An 18545-nucleotide genomic window follows, 5' to 3' on the forward strand; every position below is an offset into this window, starting at 1 on the left:
CCCTACCAGCCCGGTTGGGTGACCTCCGGCCCGGCGCCGCGAGTGCTCCGGCGCGCGGCGCCGGGCTCCTCACGTTCGACCGAAGCCCGTGGCGTCGTCGGTGCTGCGATGGGGGTGGGGAGGCTGTTCAGTTCGTCCGGAATGCCGGGCAGCAGATCGGAGAGTTTCGGCATTCCGGCATTGCGTTCCCGCATCGGCGCGACCAATTCCTCGGTTTTGCGCTTCATCTCGGCGAATGCCTGCTGTGCCGCCTTCGTCACGGCCCCGGCGATCTCCTCCGGGGACAGTTCGGTGATCTCGTCGTCCATCCGTGTTTCGATCACGACGCCGTCCGCGTTCACCACGACGGTAACCTGCTTGTCGGCGGCCGTTCCGGTCCCGGTGAGCTGGGCGCGCTGTTCATACGCGTCGCGAAGCGATGCCATATTCGCCTGGACGGTCTGCATCATCTCCGCCAATAGGTCTTCATCAGCGGCGCTCACGCTTTATAACTCCTCATGATCTTGTCGATCTCTGCCTTGTTCTTGCCTTCCATCTTGTCGAGCAGCTTTGCGCCCTCGTCGAAGTTGGTAGCGAAGTCGCCTTCCAGAATCCGCACATAGGAGGTGCCGACATCCTGAATGGCATCGCGCTGTGAGCCGTAATCCTTCTGGAAATTCTCGCCCGGCTCATGCGTCCCACAGACAGGCCGATCCATGAGCGGCTCTGTTGCCGATTCGAGGTTATTCATCACCGCGCGAATCTTGCCCGCGAGCTCCGTCAAATCACCCGACAAATTACGCATATTGTCGGATTCGACTTTCAACCTGTCGTCATCCATGCCGTCCCCTGTCCATCACACCGTCGCAGCGAAACCGGCCTTACGCCGACGCGCCCTGTCGTTCCTGGAAACGCTGCTCGAACCCCTTCACGAACGTGGTCGGAGCGACCGACGAGGACGAATGCTCCAGCACGCCGTCGTCCGCGATGTAGAAGATGGCGCGGCCGATCGCGATCTCACCGCGCGGCACCGGTACGTACACCATCCAGCCGCAACTGAATCGGTCGGCGGTCAGCTGATCCAGGGGGTATCCCGACGTGTCGAGACCGCGTCCCTCGATGTACGTGCGCACTCGGAAGATCGCCTCTTCCTCCGGCATCTGCTCGGGCAGCGACGCGACGACACCGGCCAGCGTCAGCTGGTACATCGCACCGTCGATATCGAAGCGGTCGTCGTCGAACAGGTTCTCCACGGTCTCCCGGGTGACCACACCGACTTCGGCGGCCGCGATCAAAGCCGCTGCGGCGGAACGCTGTTCGGCGCTCGGCGGCTGCGCGGCCAGTCCGGCGACGATGCCGACCGCGGTGTTCGCGGTCCACACGCCGGGCACCGCGGTGGCGCACTGCTCCGCGGACGGGGATTCGCCCCGATACCAGCGGCCACCTTCCCACCAGTAGACGAACGACATCAGCCCGGTCGCCGCGCGTGGATTCAACACCGGATTGGCAACCCATTCCGGCGCGCCCGCATAGAATTTCGGCATATCGACACCGTCGTTGTAGGCGGCATCCAAGTTCGGGGACTCCCACACACCACCGGAGAGCACCGCCCTGCCACCCGGCAGCGAGTACAGCGTGCTACCACCGCGGCGCGAGCTCTCGAACCATCCCATCGCCGGCAGGACCCTTGGGCCCCAGTCGGATCCGGCGGCCACGAATGCCGCGGAGACGACTGCCCACCGCGCCCACATCTCCGGGAAGTCGGGGAATTCGTTCTCCGCCAGGACCGGCCACACCTTCGCGGCCTTATCCGCCCGTGCGGCGGCGGCTGCGTCCTGTGGGGTTCTGGTCTGACGGTTGTCGTGACCGATATATGCCGCGAGCCACACCGGCAGCGTTTCGCGCGGATACTCCTCCAGATCGGCGCGATAGGCCTCGGGATCGAACAGCTGGCCGTCCGGGAAAGGCTCGTCGCCGAAGTCGTAGTCGACTTCGAACTCACCCTCGGCGCTCAACCGCACCAGCAGGCGCCACCACGGCTCACCGTCGAGTTCGGCGACCAGTGCCCGATGCTCACGCGCGCGCTCCAGCACCGGTGCGGCCGGTTCGGTCCGCATCGTCCGGCCGGCTCCGCTGTAGACGACCTCGGCAACCCCGGTGGTGGTGGTCAGTACGAAAACCGCGTCGAGCTGCTGCCATCCGGACGGGCCGGCCTCGCCCAGCGCATCGGCGATCTCGCGGGCCAGTTCCCGATCCCGGCTCTCGGCGCCGGAATCCTCACTTGCCGCAGCGACGCCCTCGGGTTCGGCTGTGCCGTCCGGAGACAAACTGAACCCGACATCGGGCGCCTCGTCACCGTGGTCGGCCTTGTCCGGATTCCCGTTCTTGTCGCTCACAGTCCGCTTCCACCGATCCTCATCGTGTGCATTCCTCCCCAAATCTTGGCATCTCCGACGCAAACTTCCCAGGAGGGGGAAGTCGGAAGATTCGGCGCGGTCACGCTCCGCCGGAATGTATGCCCGTAGATACCCCCTGTGTCCGAAATCTTGTGCGCGCGACCCGCGAACCGCTATCACGAAAAAGTCGGGCAACCCGATTCGGCTGCGGCGAAGATCGCACCAGAGTCGAACTGCCCTGCTATCAGACTCGTCCTACCGCTGGCCCCCCGCCCGACTAGGCCAGTCCAACACACCGCGTCATTCAGCACAGCCCTACACACACGTCAGCCGAATCCTTAACGACTCGATAGCAATTGGCCACAGAACACACGGTACTGTCGGCACCATGACCAGTGGCTATACGTTCAGAGAGCACACTGGTAACTCCTCGGGTGCGCCCAAGAGCTGTGGCGCGTTGAACCATCAGCCCGCGACGAAACCCGCGCCACCACCAACCAGTCGGCAAAAGCCCCGGGGAGGCGGGGAAGCTACGCCCATAAACTCTGGCGCACCGAACCGCCAGCCCGGAACGCGACTGCCGTGACTTCCGACGACCGGCAAAAGGCGCGGGGAGGCGGGGGAGCATGGAAGACCGCGACCGTGACCGGTGCCGCAACTGTATTGGCCGGTTCCGGCGCCGGGACCGCATGGTGGGCAACCTATCGACTGCTGATGGCACAGGCGGGGGTCGCGCGCGGGGTCATCGGGCGCGATACCTCGAAACCGCCCGAGGCCGACGGCATCTACACCGCGGGCTGCCTGGCGCCACAGCCGTGGCGCACCGGGCTGCATGCCGACGTGCATCTGATGGTCTTCGGCGATTCGACCGCCGCCGGGGTCGGCTGCACATCATCCGAGGAAGTTCTTGGCGTGCGCATCGCCCGCGGCCTCGCCGAGGCCACCGGACAGCGAATCCGGTTGAGTACCAAGGCCATATCCGGCGCGACCTCGAAGGGTCTGTCCGGACAGGTCGACGCCATGTTCATCGCCGGGCCGCCGCCGGATGCCGCGGTCATCCTCATCGGCGCCAACGACGTCACCAAGAAGCACTCCATCCGCGCCTCCGCGCGTCGGCTCGCCGCCGCGGTGGCCCGGCTGCGCCGTGCCGACAGCATCGTGGTGGTCGGTACTTGTCCGAATCTCGGCACTGTCGCGGCAATCCCGCAGCCACTGCGGACCGTGGTGCGAAACTGGAGCGTCCGCTTGGCCCGGGCTCAATTCGTCGCGACTAGGGTGGCCGGTGGCATCCCGGTGGCAATGGGCGATCGGCTCGCCTCGGAGTTCCGGGCCGCACCCGAGCAGCTGTTCTCCGAGGACGGATTCCACCCATCGGCCGCAGGCTACGAACTGGCGGCGGCGCTGTTGCTGCCGGTGCTGATCGCGGCGCTCGCGGAGGCGACCCCGGGTTCCCGCCCACCAGGACGCGACGTAGATTCGAATCGAACGCACAAGTAACAAACGGTTCGAAGACCGCGTTTCGGACACAGTCCTGGCGCGCCCTGACCGTCCAACAAAGGAGTCCTCATGCCTGAGGCCGTCATCGTTTCCTATGCTCGCTCGCCGATCGGCCGCGCCGGAAAGGGCTCGCTGGTGAGCATGCGGCCGGACGACCTCGCGGCCCAGATGGTCCGCGCGGCTCTGGACAAGGTTCCCGCGCTCGACCCAACCCAGATCGACGATCTGATCCTGGGCTGCGGCCAGCCCGCCGGTGAGGGCGGTTTCAACATGGCCCGCAGCGTGGCCGTGCAACTCGGCTACGACACCCTGCCGGGTGTCACCCTGAACCGCTACTGCTCTTCCTCGCTGCAGACCACTCGGATGGCCTTCCACGCCATCAAGGCCGGCGAGGGCGATGCATTCATCTCCGCCGGGGTCGAGACCGTATCGCGCTTCCCGAAGGGCACCGCCGACGGCTGGCCGGACACCCACAACCCGGAGTTCGCCGAGGCCGAGGCCCGCACCGCCAAGCGCGCCGAAGGTGGCGCGGACGTGTGGACCGATCCGCGTGCGACCGGGATCCTGCCCGACATCTACATCGCCATGGGCCAGACCGCGGAGAACGTCGCCCAGTTCACCGGCATCAGTCGGGAAGATCAGGACCATTGGGGCGTGCGCTCGCAGAACCGCGCCGAGGAGGCCATCAAGTCCGGCTTCTTCGAGCGGGAGATCACCCCGGTGACCCTGCCCGACGGCACCATCGTCACCACCGACGACGGCCCGCGCGCCGGCACGACCTACGAGAAGATCTCGCAGCTCAAGCCGGTGTTCCGCCCGGATGGCACCATTACCGCCGGTAACGCCTGTCCGCTCAACGACGGTGCTGCCGCGCTGGTCGTCATGAGCGACACCAAGGCCAAGGAGTTGGGCTTGACCCCGCTGGCGCGCATTGTCGCCACCGGCGTGTCGGGCCTGTCCCCGGAGATCATGGGCCTCGGCCCGATCGAGGCGGTCCGCAAGACTCTGAAGACCGCCAAGATGACCATCGATGACCTCGACCTGTACGAGATCAACGAGGCGTTCGCCGTCCAGGTCCTCGGCTCCGCCCGTGAGCTGAACATGGACCTCGACAAGCTGAACGTGTCCGGTGGCGCCATCGCCCTCGGCCACCCGTTCGGCATGACCGGCGCCCGCATCACCGCCACCCTCATCAACAACCTCCAGACCCACGACAAGCAGTTCGGCCTGGAGACCATGTGTGTCGGCGGCGGCCAGGGCATGGCCATGGTCATCGAGCGCCTGAGCTAGTTTTCCCGCAACGAACGGCGGCCACCGGGATTCCGGTGGCCGCCTTCGTGTTGATCGGGCTAGTCGTTATTGAAGTAGCTCAGCAGGCGCAGGATTTCGATGTAGAGCCAGACCAGGGTGACAGTCAGGCCGAGGGCGACGCCCCACGCGGCCTTCTCCGGAGCCTGGGCGCGGATGAGCTGGTCGGCGGCGTCGAAGTCGAGCAGGAAGCTGAAGGCGGCGACCGCGATAACGACCAGGCTGAAGACGATGGCGAGCGGACCACCGTCGCGCAGGCCGAGGCCGCCGTCGATGAAGAAGCTGGCGATCAGATTGCCGACGATCAGGACCAGAATGCCGATCATCGCGCCGAAGATCATCCGGGTGAACCGTGGGGTCACGCGGATCGCGCCGGTCTTGTAGACCACGAGCATGCCGGCGAAGACGCCGAAGGTGCCCAGCACCGCCTGGGCGATCATGGCACTGCCGCCGACGCCACCGAATTCGATATTGGTGAACATGAACGACAGCGCGCCGACGAACAGACCCTCGAAGACCGCGTACGAGAGCACGATGACCGGGTTGTCCATCTTCCTGGCGAAGGTCGCGATCAGCACCAGCACGAAGCCGACCAGACCACCGCCGATGACGAACAGCGGCGCCAGCGAGGTGTTCGCGTTGGTCAGGCCATAGGAGATGATCGCCGACAACGCGAGCACACCCAGTGTGACGGCGGTCTTGGTGACCACATCGTCGATGGTCATGGCCCGGGTGGTCGGGGCCTGCTGATACTGGGGGTACTGCGGGTACTGGCCGTACTGCTGGGTCGTCTGGCCCGCGCCCGTCACCCCTGACCCGAAGTTGGCATAGCCACTGCCCTCTTGCCGAGGGAGCTGTCTGAAAACCGGATTGCTAGTAGTGCGCACCGTGAATGCCTTTCTGGAGTCGTGGCTCACGTTGCCGTGGCCGTCAGTCCCGAGCCGTCTCATGCGAGCCGGTCGCTCGATATCCAACTAGTTGTCCAACGTGTATCGACCCGGCCGAGTTCCCGAGCGACCTTTCGGTACGGACAAATCGGACTCTACTACCGCTGGACGTCGCGCAGTCCACGCACGGATCGCGTCACCGTGAATTTCCGATTGCGGCCGATTACCTCGGTCTGGCCCACCATCCGCTGGACCACGCCGCGATAGTTCAGATGTGAGTTGTAAACCGTCCACAGCTCGCCGCCGGGACGCAGGACCCGGCCGGTTTCGGCGAACATCTTTATCGCCGAACCGGTATGCACGGCGGCACCGACGTGGAACGGCGGATTGCACAGCACCAGATCGGCGCTGTTGTCGGCGGCCGAGGACATGGCGTCGTCGCGCACCACGGTGACCCGATCGGCGACCTCGTTGACCTCGGCAGTCGCCCGTGCCGATGCCACCGCGGCGGCGGACTGATCGGTGCCGACCACCCGGATGCCTGGTCGCGCCTTGGCCAGCGCGACCGCCAGAATTCCGGTACCGCAACCGAGATCGATGGCGTCGCGGGCATCGGGTTTCATCCATTTGAAGTGCTGCAACAGGAATCGGGTTCCGATATCCAATTTGGCGCCGGAGAATGCGGCGCCGTGCGCGACCACGTCGATATCGATATCGTCGATTCGCTCGCACACCGGAAATGGCGGCGCGGCAACGGGTTTCGGCCCGCTGACCAATAGCGTGCGGGATTTCTGCCGACCTCGGCTGGCGCGCACCTGCGAGAACGATTCGGCCAGTACGTCGTTCATTGCCTTGGTCAGATACTTGTCGCGCCCGCCGGCGAATACGACCACCTCCGGATCCGCATAGCGGGCGATGGCGTCGGCGACCTCGGTAAGTCCGGCGAGCATGCGCGGTAATCGCAACAGCACGACCTTGGCGTCGGCGAGCAACTCCTTGGAAAGCGCGTGGCCGGCATAGCGATCCGCGAGACCTAGCGCGCGGGCATTGTTCGCCAAGGCGAGTTCGCCGGTGAGCAGGTCCTGATGGACCCGCACGTCGCGCAGCTCGTGCCCGGCGATCGCGCCGAGGGTGAGCGCACCGTAGGCGTCACCGATCACCGCGATCCGGCCGCTGCCAGCGGCATCGATGGCCTCGGCGGCGACGTCGAGAATCAGCCGGTCGGCGGCATCCACGGCGTAGAGGTTCAGTGCCTCCACATCCGGATACCGCCGCAGCCGGCCAAGTACGTCCTCGACATTTCCCACACCTCAAGTGTGCTAGATCGTTGCCGACGGATCGCGGCCACCCCGGCATGTCGGCGACACCCCGATGCCAAACACCGGGTCATCGCAAATCCCCGACGGCGCAGAGCGCGGCCAATACCATCAGCCACATGCGTAACAGGATGGTGCTGTTGGTCGCCGCCGCGGCGACGGTGCTCGTCGGCTGCGGCGACGGCGGATCCAGCGCGAACACCACGACCGCCGCGCCGAACACGACCGGCACATTCACCGATGCGCCCGATACCGCGCCGCGGGATGCGCTGCCCAAGCGCGGGACTGCGTCCGGCGACGCGGGCGTGACCGTGACCGATATCCGGATCGGGCACCACGCGGGTTTCGATCGGGTGGTCTACGAACTCGGCGGCGCGGGCACGCCCGGCTGGATCGTGCAGTACACCGGGCAGGCCACCCAGGATGCCAGCGGCAAGGTCATCGATGTCGCGGGACGCTCGATTCTGGAGGTCAAGATCACCGGGTCGGCATATCCGTTCGACAATGGTGTGACGCCGTATTCGGGTCCCGATCCGGCCACCGATCCCAGCGCGCCGGTAGTCGCGGGGGTGTACCGAAGTGGCGTATTCGAGGGCACGACTCAGTCGTTCGTCGGGGTGCATGCCGATCGACCAGCCTTCGAGGTCAGCACACTGACCAATCCCACTCGGCTGCTCATCGATATCGCGAATACCTAGCCGGTGCCCGATACGGCCCAGGGGTATTGCGGCTTGCCGTCGCGGCGCTCTCTAGAATGACGCTGTGGTCGAATCGCAGCCGCCTTCGCGCACCACCGGACTCGTCCGGGTGCTCGGCGTCTTGGTGCTGCTCGCGGGCATTGTCGCCATGCATGCCGGAGTTTTCGCGGTCGCGCCCGCCGACGACCATCACACGATGGCGACCATGGCGCTGCCCGTCGACCACGACGCGACCGCCGGACCTGCCTGCACCGAGGACGGTTGCGGCCACGCACACGGCGGCATGCACGCCTGTGTCTTCATCCTGACCGGTGTCGCGGTTGCCCTGATGCTCGTCCTGCTCTGCTGGATCACCCTCGATCGACCGGGTGGCGGTGTGTCGAAACCGCGCCTGTGGCGGCCGATGCGCGAGCGCGCACCACCGTGGACCGTGCTGTCACTGGCCGAATTGTCGATTCTGCGGATCTGACAGACCCACCGCGCCCGTAACCACGGACGCGGCTGCCGCCTGTCCGAAACCGTTCATTCGCAATTCATCAGGAGCACAGACATGTTCATCACCCGTAGTCGAATCACCATCGCCATTGCCGCAACGACCACCGCCGCAGCGCTTTTCGCGGGAGGTTGTAGCAATGACAACTCCGGTATGGATCACGGCTCGTCCTCGAGTCCGGCCACCTCCGGAAAGCCCGCTGCCCGAAGCGATTTCAACGACGCCGACGTGACCTTCCTGCAGATGATGTACCCGCACCACGCGCAGGCGGTCGAGATGGCGCGACTGGTCCCGAGCCGCACCCGCAACGAGCAGGTGCGCACCCTCGCCGCGGGTATCGAACAGGCGCAGTCCCCGGAGATGGCGCAGATCACCGCGTTGCTGGAGAGCTTCGGCAAGCCCGCGCCGAGCGCTGCGGGGCACGGCGGACACAGCATGCAGATGCCGAGCACGACCAGCACCATGAACATGCCCGGCATGCCATCGATGCCCATGACCGCCATGCCAACCACCTCGAATATGCCGGGCATGATGTCGAACGAGCAGATGAACGCGCTGGCAGCGACTTCCGGCGGCGATTTCGACCGGCAATGGCTGCAGATGATGATCGAGCATCACAACGGCGCGATCACCATGTCGAACACCGAACTCGCCGGCGGTATCAATCCGGATGCGAAGGCGCTCGCCACCGCCATCATCGCCGCCCAGCAGGCCGAAATCGGCACCATGCGCGGGTTGCTCGGCCAGCGCTGACGCGGTGTCGCGGAGCACGCGGGGACCATTGCGTTCCCGCGCGCCCCGCGTGGTCCCTGACCAGTGCTTTTACGGCATTTCGATATCGGTTGGTCATCGATATCGGTTCGGTCGGCTGACGTCGACGGTCGCGAACAAGTACGGTCTTTACGTCCGGCTTTCCACGCGCCTCCAGCGGCCGGATGTTCGGAGGGGAGAGGGGAAACCGAGATGCGAGGACTAGAGCGGACCGGCCTTGTCGCCGCGGCGGCGGCCACCGCGGTCGGTGTCCTGACCATCGGCGCGTGCTCGAAGCAGGTCCACGGCAGCGCGCAGGTCAACCAGACCGAACTGGCCGCCTACGCCTCGGAGGTCACGGCATCATCGGTGGCCGCATCCTCCTCCCGCGCCGCGGCGGCCGACCGCGCGGCAGGCACCGCGTGTGACACCTTCACCAGCGCGAACAGCAGCTCGATCCACACCTTCAACGACTACATCGACGCGAGCAATGCCAAGGGCATCAACGATCCGGAGACCAGCGCCAAGGCCAATGACGCCGTCACCGCGCTGCGCAATAACGCACGCACCATCGACTCGAAGGTGACCTCCGAGGTTCCGCTGGCCGTCGCGGGTCCGCTGCGCAGCTACCGCGACGACACCAACGCCCTGGCCGACACACTCGATCGGCGCGCGCCGACCGATACCCTCAATGCCGCGATCGATAAGTTCAACGCCACCAAAAACATCGCCCAGGACGCGTGTAAAGCGTACTGACGCAAGCTGATCGGTGCCGACCAGATGCACCGGCCGATCCAGGAGTTGGTCGGCGATGAGTTGGCTTCCGGCGCGCGGCCGCGGCACTGAGCGCCGAAATTCGACAGATGCCAACGGCGGCAATGGTCGCCGAGGAATTATGTCGGGGATGACTCAAGCGCCGGGTGGGACGGTCGGTTGCCAGGGTGCGGGCTGGTCCGGGGTGCGCGGCTGCGGGCGGCGGCGCTCGACGAGCACGAGGGCGATGCCGGTCAGGGAGGCTGCCATGGCGACGAGCGCGAAAATGAATGCGGTGCCGGGAAAGCCGACCGCACCGATGACCGCGGCGGCGACGGCGACGAGTCCGCCAATGATCAGCAGGACGAATCCCGGCCAATTCCTGGCGTCCGCCAACGTAATTCCCGGCCGGGGCTCGGTCGCGCGGGCGATATCCGGAGCGTCGTCGAGCGGGGGAATTTCCCACGGCCCTTCCGCTGTCATGGTCGTACCTCACATTTCGGTGTCAGGCTGGGTGCTTATGCCTGATGCCTATAAGGTGCCCCCGACATGGTGATCCGAAACAGGCAGGTCGGCTAGCCGACGGTGCGGCCGAGCACTTGTGCGAACGCACGAGTGAGCTCGGCGGCCGGGTCCGGCGGCGTGATCTGCGCGCCAGACGATGATCCGATCGGGTCGCACGAAGATGTGCACCGCCGTCGGTGATTCCGACTTGCTCCGGCCGGTCCCGCGCTTCGATCACCACCGCGGGAAGGGGTAGAAGCAGACGGTCGGCAACCTGGTGCGCGGCAGCGGGCCACGTCGCACTGCGCCGAGGGCGATTTGAGCTAGCGGCTCTGGAAGGCGGTTCGATAGTTGTGCGGGCTGGTGCCGACTACCCGTTTGAAGCGGTCGCGGAACGCGGTGGGTGAACCGAAGCCGACCTGGGCGGCGATGCGGTCGACCGGATGATCGGTGGCTTCGAGCAGGTATTGCGCCTGGCGAATGCGGGCGCGATGCAGCCATTGCAGCGGGGTAGTACCGGTCTGTTCGCGAAAGCGGCGGTTGAGGGTGCGTGAGCTCATACCGGCTTGGATCGCAACATCTTCCAGGGTGAGTGCGGTCGCGGCGTGCTCCTCCAGCCAGCGCAGCAGCGGTTCCATCGACGCACCCTGCGGTGTCGGCGGCTGGTCGTGCACGATGAACTGCGCCTGTCCCCCTTCACGTTCCAATGGCATGACCGCTAGGCGGGCGGCGTCGGCGGCCACGGCGGAACCGTGATCGCGTCGGATCATGTGCAGGCACAGGTCGATTCCGGCGGCAGCGCCCGCGGAGGTGAGGAATTGACCATTGTCGACGTAGAGCACATCGGGGTCGACGTCAATGGCGGGATAGCGGGCGGCGAGGGTGGGGGCCGCGAGCCAGTGTGTGGTGGCACGCAGTCCGTCGAGCCGACCGGTGGCGGCGAGGATGAATGCGCCTACGCAGATCGAGGCGATGCGGGTGCCATTGGCGGCGGCCGCGCGCAGCGCCTCGATGACCTCGTCGGGAACCGCAACGGTGGGGTCCGCACAGCCGGGCAGGATGATCGTGTCGGCCTCGGCCAGTGCTTCCAGTCCCCAGCGAGCCTTGATGGTGAACAGTTCGGTTTCCACCGTCGGCGTGGCTGCGCAGACGCGGACCCGGTAGGCGGGACGACCGTCGGGTAGGCGGCTGCGGGTGAAGGATTCGATCGGCGTGGAGAGGTCGAAGGGCAGGACCTGGTCCAGTGCGAGGACTGCCACGGTGTGCATGCGGATACCGTAGGCGAACGACAGGTTTCCGCCAACTGGTGTGACCTGTGACATTGCTGTTCCCTGCAGATCAGCGCCATTGGCGAGAATCCGTTGACCTCTGGCAATTTCGCCAGTTCCGGCGTGGCCGGGCGATCATTACCGTCAGCAGCACCGACAACATGAAGGAGCCGATACGGTGCTCGCCCAGTTCGTTCTATTCGACGGATTCGACCCGCTGGATGTCATCGCGCCATTCGAGGTGCTCGATGCCGGACGACTCATGACCGACGGCGAATCGACGGTCGAATTCGTCTCCGCCGAGGGCCCGCGCCAGGTGACCAGCGGCATCCCTGCGATCTCGCTCGCGGCAACCGCCCGACTGGATCCGGATCGAGCGGACCTCGTCGTGGTCCCCGGCGCGGTCGGCAAGCTGCCCGATGGGCCGAATGATCAACGGCCGGACACCATTGCGATGATCCTGGCCCGCTGCCTCGGCACCGATCTCCCCGCACTACTGCGGCAAGCAATCGAGCGCACGGATACGACGGTCGCCACGGTCTGCGGCGGGTCATTGCTTCTCGCGATGGCCGGCCTGATCACAGGGCGTTCCGCGACAACCCATCGCATGGCAATGGACACCCTCACCGCCACGGGCGTCAATGCCATCGATGCCCGCGTGGTCGACGACGGCGATCTGATCTCCGGTGCCAGCGTCACCTCCGGCCTCGACCTCGGCCTGTACTTGCTGGAACGCGAACTCGGTCCGCGCATCGCGAATGCGGTGGAAAAACTCCTCGCTCACGAGCGCCGCGGCACCGTCTGGCGCAATACCGGCCGCACCCCCGCCATCGCAATCTGAGCGCCGCCCGTGACGAAACTTCTCCTTTCCCTGCATGTTCTGGCGGCCATAATCGCCATCGGCCCGGTAACGGTGGCGGCCAGCATGTTCCCCGCCACCGTCCGCCAGGTCCAGACCGACCCGCACCGCTTGGCCGTCGCACGCAACCTGCATCGCATCTGCCGCGTCTACGCCACTATCGGTCTCGCCGTCCCGGTCTTCGGGCTGGCCACCGCCGCCAGTCTCGGTGTCCTCAGTGATATCTGGCTCATCGCATCCATTGCCCTGACCGGTGTGGCCGCCGGAATCCTCGCGCTGGCGATCCTGCCCGACCAATCCCGTATCCTCGCCGCCCTCCCGCAAACCATCCCCGCCACCGCCCAATTGGCCATGCTCACCGGCATTTTCAATCTGCTGTGGGCGGTGGTCGCCGTCCTGATGATCGTTCGCCCCGGTTCGACAACCGGGGCATGACCTGGATTTCAAGACACGAGGACGACCTTGCCGGTGACGGAGCCGGATTCGGCGAGTTCCATCGCACGAGCGGCCTCGGTCAACGGAATACGAGCGGCCACTTGTGCACGCAAGCTGCCCGCCGCGGCCAACTCGAATACCGCGCCGAGATCCGCCGCGATCGCGGCGCGGAACCGGGTGCGGTTGCGCTTACCAGCCCAGATATTGAAGAAGTGCGCATTTCGCCTGTTGGGCAACACGTTCCACCAGATCAGTCGGCCCACCAGCGCGAGCACCGGGAGACGCGAGTTACCCGGATCATTCTTGGTGGCCGCGGTGCCATAGGAGACCAGCGTGCCGTGCGGCGCGAGCAGACGGAACGAGTCGACGATCCCCGGACCGCCGACATGATCGAAGACCGCGTCGACCCCCTCCGGTGCCAGCGCTCGAACCTGCGCAGCCACATCGCCGCGGTAGTCGACCGGCTCCGCGCCCAGCGCCGTCACGGCCTCGGCATGCCGTGCCGACGCCGTGCCGATAACCCGAATACCCGCGTGGCGGGCGAGCTGCACCAGCGTCGAGCCGACACCACCGTTGGCGCCGTGCACCAGAATGGTCTGGCCTGCCCGGACCTTGGCGACGCGATGCAGCATCTGCCATGCCGTAATGCCGTTCACGACGAAGGTTTCGGCCGCCGCGGGATCCAGGCCGTCGGGCACCGGAACCAGTTCGGCTGCCGCCAGCACGATATGACTCGACCAACCACCGATCTTCGTCAAGGCGGCGACGCGTCGGCCGAGCAATGCCGGATCGACGCCGGGTCCGATCGCGGTCACCGTGCCGACGAGGTCATAGCCGGGCACGAACGGGAACGGCGGCTGGTCGTAGTACTTCGCGCGGCGCATCTGCTGTTCGGCGAAGGAGACGCCGCTGGCCTCGACGGCGATCATGGCCTGACCATCGGCCGGGGCGGGCAGCTCGCGGTGGGTGACCTGCAAGCCCGCCGGGTCGACAGGGCCGGGCAGCAGAATCTGGGTTGCCAGGGTGTTCATGGGTTCGACCTTTCGCAGTGAGTGACTGAACAGTCACCTTTGGGTTGAAAAAAGTGCCCCCGCAGGGGCAGACGTCAGGGCAGCGACAACCTCAGATAATCGTCATTTCGTCGGGTCGACATGCCGAATACCGGCACTCAGCATTCGCGCCCAGTCGGCATCGAGACCGTCGAGCTCCAGCGTGGTGATCAGATGACACAGTTGGCCGTATGCGATGAAGCGCTGCACCGCCGCGTCATCGGCGCCGGAGCGCGTTTTCGCGAAGGTTGTCACGCGCTCGAGCCCGCGACGCACCGCATCGGCGACCTCCGGAATATCGACCGCCGACTGCGCGTGTACCTGCAGCAGCAACAGATTTCGATCGGCGATCAACTCCGCATACGCCCCGCCCATTTCGTGCAGGATCGCGTCGGGCGCGGCGCCGTCGACCCGCGCGGCACCCGCGGCCAGCGCCCGCTCGACGAGCTCGTAGCACCGGTCCAATGCCGCGACGAAGAGCGCGATCTTGCCGGGAAACAGCTTGAATACGTACGCGGGCGAGATATTCGCCCGCGCCGCAACGGTATTGATGGGCGTCCCGTGATATCCGGTCTGCGCGAATGCGGCGATCGCGGCATCGACCACCGCCTCGCGCCGGATCTCCGACGTAGAAAGAACGACACCGCGCCTACTCATGTGAGTGACTATACACTCACTCCTTCCATTCCCATCAACCGTCGAGATTCGCCGGACCAGCGCTGCACCTGAGCCGCTCCGGCGGGCGCCGAGTACGAGTGGGGCCGGCAAGGACCGTAATCCACCGTGGGCGACCGGAATTGGAGCCCCGGGCGACGGTTTCCTCAGTTCGGTGTCGCGGCAAGGTCGTAGACCGCGACATTGCCGATGTGAACTGCCTGGTAGTGCGCGGCGACCCAGTCGCCGATGTCCTTGTGGCCGATGGGTCGCCACGGCTCGCCTTCCGGGGCCGGCGCGGTATCGCCTTGGTCGTGCACTCGCCAGGAATCGGGCAGTTGGACCTCCTGTGCCAGGTAGTAGCGGACCTGGTGGGTGCGGACGAGTTCCTGTAACTGGTCGATGGTTGGCACCGGATCCTCGGAGGTGAAGCCGCCGATCGCGATAACGGCTGTGCGGCTGGCCAATTCGAGGGTCGCCGCGGTCGAGGAGCGGTCAACGGCCGCCGACCAGCGGGTCGTGGTGTCGCTCAGCATGCGCACCACTTGCGGCTCCGCGAAGTTGCCGCCCATGATCCGGCCCATCGGGGATTGCTGCTGGGAATCGGGCTTGCGTGCCTTCGCCGGACCGACCGTCGGCCCGCCGCCGGTATGCGACTGCGGCAGCGTCGCCACCGCATATGCCGTCGAACCACCCAGACCGGCGATGACGCCAGCGATCACCAGCACCGAGACCACCCGGTCCCGCAGGCGCCGCCGCCCCGCGACCGGAAGCGATGCGACAACGAGTCCGACCGCCGCGAGCACCGCGATCACGATAATCGTCCAGCGCAGCCACGGCTGCCACTCCGAATTCCGCTGCAGCACAACGAATGCCCATGAACCGGCAGTGAGAATTAGTGCTCCGGAACCCATTCGACCGAATAACTCGGCGCGGCGACGCCACATTTCGTGCGCACCGAGTGCGAACATCCCGGCCACGGCGGGCCCGATCGCCAAGGTGTAGTAGGCGTGCATGCCGCCCTTCATGGTGGAGAAGGCGATGCCGTCGATGATCAGCCATAGGCCGAAGGTCAATGCCGCGCCACGGACCAGATCGGTGCGCGGTGCGCGCCACCGCGATGCCAGCACCAGAACGAAGGCGAGGATTGCCGCGGGCAGCAACCAGGAGATCTCATAGCCGATTTCGCCGGTGAACAGCCGGTCCGGGCCCGAACCGAAACCGCCGAAGCCCTGTCCGCCGCCGCCGGTGTTGTGCGGCATTTCGTAACCGGATGGGAGCTCGAAGCGATTGCCGCCCTTGTGGTTACGGCCGAGGAAGCGGGCGAAGCCGTTGTAGCCGAGCACCAGATCCATGAAGGTGTTATTCGTCGATCCGGCCAGATACGGCCGGGAGGATTCCGGCCACAGTATGGTCAGCAGCACAAACCAGCCGGACGAGACGACCAGCGCGGCCGCGGCGGCCAGCAGATGCCACAGCCGGGTGCGCAGCTTGGTCGGCGCGACGACAAGATAAGCGATGCCCAATGCGGGCAACACCATCAATCCCTCGAGCATCTTCGCCAGGAATGCGAAGCCGAGCGCGACACCTGCCAGCATCAGCCAGCGCACACTCGCCTGCCGCAGCGCTCGGATCGTGCAGTACGCGCCCGCCGTCATGAGCAGGACCATCACCGCATCCGGATTATTGAACCGGAACATCAACGCGACCACCGGGGTCACCGCGAAGACGGTACCGGCGAGCAGTCCCGCACCACGGCTCTGCGCCGCCCTGGTCACCGCGCCATACATCAGCGCGACCGTCGCGACGGCCATGAGCGCCTGCGGTATCAGCATGCTCGCACTGCTGAAACCGAACAGCTGACCGGAAAGTCCCATCACCCACTGCGATACCGGCGGCTTGTCGACCGTGATGAAATTCCCGGGATCCAGCGATCCGAACAGCAGCGCCTTCCAGTCCCGCGAACCCGACCAGGCCGCAGCGGCATAGAAGCCATTGCCCATGGCATTGACGGTGATATTCCACAGATAGGCCACCGCCGTCGCGATCAGTAGCACCGCCAACCCAGCGCGCTCCCACGGCCGTATCGGTGGCAACGCTGTCGCGGGTGCGGGCGGGTTCTTATCAGGCGGCGTCGTATCGGGTGGGGTGGTTTCGGGCAGGGACGCCGGAGCACTGGTCACTGTCACCTGGGGAGTATCACAGCCGTCCCGGTGGACCCCCTTTGCGTTTCCTGGCAGTCCGCTGTGAGCCTGTCCCTACCCGCTGTGACCATGGGATCGGACCGGCTCGGCGGTCAAGTGGCCGGAATTTCGCGTTGGAACCAGTCGAGAATTTGCGGGAGCGCGACGCGGGCAGTGGCGGAGTGGTCGATATCGCCGAGGTCGGTGAGGGTGGCCCGGTCGGTGCGCATGGCTTGCTGACAGTGTTGAGCGTTCGCATAGAGCACGTTTCGATCGCCAGTGGCGGCGTAGAGGCGGACCGGAACGCGCGGAGTCCAGTCGCAGGTGCCGTCGCTGGCGGATACCGCGTCGCGCGCGGGTCCGGTCGGATCTTGTGCCAGGGCAAGAAACTTCGGCGTCAGCAAAAGCTCGGGGCGCACGGGTAGGGCGGTGCCGATAGTGATCTCATTGTGTTGTCCGTCGAAGAGTTGTTCGATGCGATCGGCAATGGGTTCCTGGAAGGCGTCGGCGGGCCGGTCGTAGAGGTGGTAGATCCGGTTCATCGCGGTGATCCAGTAGGCGAGAAAGAAGACCGCGGCCGCCGGGAGGACCCGACCCTCGATGGCGCCGGGTGTCTCGACGCGCTGAACGTCGTAGGGGCCGCTGATCGGTGCCAGCGCGGCGAGTCCGAGGCCAGGTGCGTCACCGGCCTGTAGCGCTTTGCCCAGCGCCGTCGCGGCCTGACCGCCCTGGGAGAAGCCGGTGACGAGGACAGCCGGGTCCAGGTCGTGCCGCTGTCCGGCGGCCATGGTGCGGGCCGCGCGCAGCAGATCGAGCGAGGCGCTGACCTCCGAGGGCGCATGGGTGTAGGGATGTGCGCCCGGGCCTTCGCCGAGGCCGAGGTAGTCCGGCGCGACGGCCGCGTAGCCCGCCGCCGCGAACATGATGGTGCGGGCTCGATCAGGGCGCGTGTCGTTCATCGAGGGCGCGTCGCTCTTCAGCACCAGCGTGCCGTGCTCGTAGGTGACCACACGTAGTCGCCGAGAATCGGTACGCGGCAGGACGACAAGCCCGCTCGCCGTTGTCGGATCGCCATCCGGGGTGACGGTTCGGTAGACGACGCGATAAGCGTCGACGCCATTGCGTACGGCAGTGCTGATATTCGCGTCGGCCAGATAGGTCGCAGCCTGTTCCTCCGACAGCTGTGCGACCGGCGTACTGCTGACCACCTCGCCGCGCGCGACCACCGGTGCGTTATCGGACCCGCAGGCCGGGAAAACCAGCAGCGCCGCGGCGAGCAGGGCGCTTACCGAATGCGGTGTGTTGCGCATGAATCGGGTTCCTCTCGAGCGAACACACACACCATCGTGCCATCGGTGTTTCAGCGACTCGCCAACCGATCGAGCATATTTGCTAAGAGTTCGCTGTCATGGTATTAACCAGGCAATTGTCAGCCGTTTCGGCCCAGCTAACCGAGCCGATGGCGTGTTTCGTTTGCAGGTCCCGGTTTGTGAGCGAAGGAGCGTTGCGGTGTTTG

The 18545-nt window shown here is 66.0% G+C and carries 19 protein-coding genes; 8 read left to right on the forward strand and 11 right to left on the reverse strand.

Features of this window, described 5'->3' with window-relative positions; all coding sequences use genetic code 11:
- Positions 1-2 precede the first annotated feature (2 nt).
- Genes ACQP2U_RS36130 through ACQP2U_RS36140 form a run of 3 tightly spaced genes read right to left on the reverse strand, consistent with a single transcriptional unit; the run spans position 3 to position 2375 of the window.
- Positions 3-482: a YbaB/EbfC family nucleoid-associated protein gene (locus ACQP2U_RS36130; RefSeq protein ID WP_433711635.1), complete on the reverse strand. Its 480-nt coding sequence runs from the start codon at positions 480-482 to the stop codon at positions 3-5.
- Positions 479-820 carry a hypothetical protein gene (locus tag ACQP2U_RS36135; protein ID WP_433711636.1) on the reverse strand — a complete coding sequence of 114 codons (342 nt, stop codon included), beginning with the start codon at positions 818-820 and terminating at the stop codon, positions 479-481. The genes ACQP2U_RS36130 and ACQP2U_RS36135 overlap by 4 nt, the downstream gene beginning before the upstream one ends.
- Positions 821-860: 40 nt before the next feature.
- Positions 861-2375 carry a hypothetical protein gene (locus ACQP2U_RS36140; RefSeq protein ID WP_433711637.1) on the reverse strand — a complete coding sequence of 505 codons (1515 nt, stop codon included), beginning with the start codon at positions 2373-2375 and terminating at the stop codon, positions 861-863.
- Between the two features lie 642 nt (positions 2376-3017).
- Here ACQP2U_RS36140 and ACQP2U_RS36145 point away from each other — a divergent pair.
- Both ACQP2U_RS36145 and ACQP2U_RS36150 read left to right on the forward strand, forming a co-directional pair.
- A complete protein-coding gene (locus tag ACQP2U_RS36145; protein ID WP_433711638.1) occupies positions 3018-3872 on the forward strand; it encodes an SGNH/GDSL hydrolase family protein in 855 nt (284 codons plus the stop codon).
- 69 nt (positions 3873-3941) lie between these two features.
- A complete protein-coding gene (locus ACQP2U_RS36150; protein ID WP_433711639.1) occupies positions 3942-5162 on the forward strand; it encodes an acetyl-CoA C-acetyltransferase in 1221 nt (406 codons plus the stop codon).
- Positions 5163-5221: 59 nt separating this feature from the next.
- On the opposite strand, the gene ACQP2U_RS36155 is transcribed toward ACQP2U_RS36150, so the two are convergent.
- Together ACQP2U_RS36155 and ACQP2U_RS36160 are read right to left on the reverse strand one after the other, a co-directional pair.
- Positions 5222-6067, reverse strand: coding sequence for a Bax inhibitor-1/YccA family protein (locus ACQP2U_RS36155; protein WP_433711640.1), 846 nt, complete (start codon positions 6065-6067; stop codon positions 5222-5224).
- A gap of 158 nt (positions 6068-6225) precedes the next feature.
- Entirely contained in the window at positions 6226-7374 is a 1149-nt protein-coding gene (locus ACQP2U_RS36160; protein ID WP_433711641.1) for a class I SAM-dependent methyltransferase, read from the reverse strand.
- 128 nt (positions 7375-7502) lie between these two features.
- On the opposite strand from ACQP2U_RS36160, the gene ACQP2U_RS36165 reads away from it, so the two are divergent.
- The 4 genes from ACQP2U_RS36165 (at position 7503) to ACQP2U_RS36180 (ending at position 10080) form a co-directional block, all read left to right on the forward strand.
- Positions 7503-8081 (forward strand): AMIN-like domain-containing (lipo)protein, encoded by a 579-nt coding sequence (locus tag ACQP2U_RS36165; RefSeq protein WP_433711642.1) that lies wholly within the window; start codon positions 7503-7505, stop codon positions 8079-8081.
- Between the two features lie 64 nt (positions 8082-8145).
- A complete protein-coding gene (locus ACQP2U_RS36170) occupies positions 8146-8550 on the forward strand; it encodes a DUF6153 family protein (protein WP_433711643.1) in 405 nt (134 codons plus the stop codon).
- 81 nt (positions 8551-8631) lie between these two features.
- Complete coding sequence (locus tag ACQP2U_RS36175; protein ID WP_433711644.1) at positions 8632-9327, forward strand: DUF305 domain-containing protein; 696 nt, start codon at positions 8632-8634, stop codon at positions 9325-9327.
- Positions 9328-9537: 210 nt separating this feature from the next.
- A complete protein-coding gene (locus ACQP2U_RS36180; RefSeq protein ID WP_433711645.1) occupies positions 9538-10080 on the forward strand; it encodes a hypothetical protein in 543 nt (180 codons plus the stop codon).
- Between the two features lie 153 nt (positions 10081-10233).
- Here the strand turns inward: ACQP2U_RS36180 and ACQP2U_RS36185 are convergent, their stop codons facing one another.
- Together ACQP2U_RS36185 and ACQP2U_RS36190 are read right to left on the reverse strand one after the other, a co-directional pair.
- Positions 10234-10560, reverse strand: coding sequence for a hypothetical protein (locus ACQP2U_RS36185; protein ID WP_433711646.1), 327 nt, complete (start codon positions 10558-10560; stop codon positions 10234-10236).
- Between the two features lie 344 nt (positions 10561-10904).
- Positions 10905-11849, reverse strand: a complete 945-nt coding sequence (locus ACQP2U_RS36190) for a GlxA family transcriptional regulator (protein WP_433716700.1) — start codon at positions 11847-11849, stop codon at positions 10905-10907.
- A 178-nt stretch (positions 11850-12027) separates the two neighbouring features.
- Between ACQP2U_RS36190 and ACQP2U_RS36195 the strand changes: the two genes are divergently transcribed.
- Entirely contained in the window at positions 12028-12690 is a 663-nt protein-coding gene (locus ACQP2U_RS36195; RefSeq protein ID WP_433711647.1) for a DJ-1/PfpI family protein, read from the forward strand.
- Positions 12691-12699: 9 nt separating this feature from the next.
- The gene (locus tag ACQP2U_RS36200) at positions 12700-13143 is read left to right on the forward strand and encodes a hypothetical protein (RefSeq protein ID WP_433711648.1); all 444 of its coding nucleotides are present in this window, start codon (positions 12700-12702) and stop codon (positions 13141-13143) included.
- An 8-nt stretch (positions 13144-13151) separates the two neighbouring features.
- On the opposite strand, the gene ACQP2U_RS36205 is transcribed toward ACQP2U_RS36200, so the two are convergent.
- The 4 genes from ACQP2U_RS36205 to ACQP2U_RS36220 form a co-directional block, all read right to left on the reverse strand.
- Entirely contained in the window at positions 13152-14174 is a 1023-nt protein-coding gene (locus ACQP2U_RS36205) for a medium chain dehydrogenase/reductase family protein (RefSeq protein ID WP_433711649.1), read from the reverse strand.
- Positions 14175-14276: 102 nt separating this feature from the next.
- Positions 14277-14849, reverse strand: coding sequence for a TetR/AcrR family transcriptional regulator (locus ACQP2U_RS36210; RefSeq protein WP_397037073.1), 573 nt, complete (start codon positions 14847-14849; stop codon positions 14277-14279).
- A gap of 164 nt (positions 14850-15013) precedes the next feature.
- Positions 15014-17035, reverse strand: a complete 2022-nt coding sequence (locus tag ACQP2U_RS36215; protein ID WP_433711650.1) for an ArnT family glycosyltransferase — start codon at positions 17033-17035, stop codon at positions 15014-15016.
- A gap of 107 nt (positions 17036-17142) precedes the next feature.
- On the reverse strand, positions 17143-18339 hold the full coding sequence (locus ACQP2U_RS36220) for a lipase family protein (RefSeq protein ID WP_433711652.1): 1197 nt from the start codon (positions 18337-18339) through the stop codon (positions 17143-17145).
- Positions 18340-18545: the final 206 nt, after the last annotated feature.

The sequence above is a fragment of the Nocardia sp. CA-084685 genome (assembly GCF_050955785.1).
Lineage (GTDB): Bacteria > Actinomycetota > Actinomycetes > Mycobacteriales > Mycobacteriaceae > Nocardia.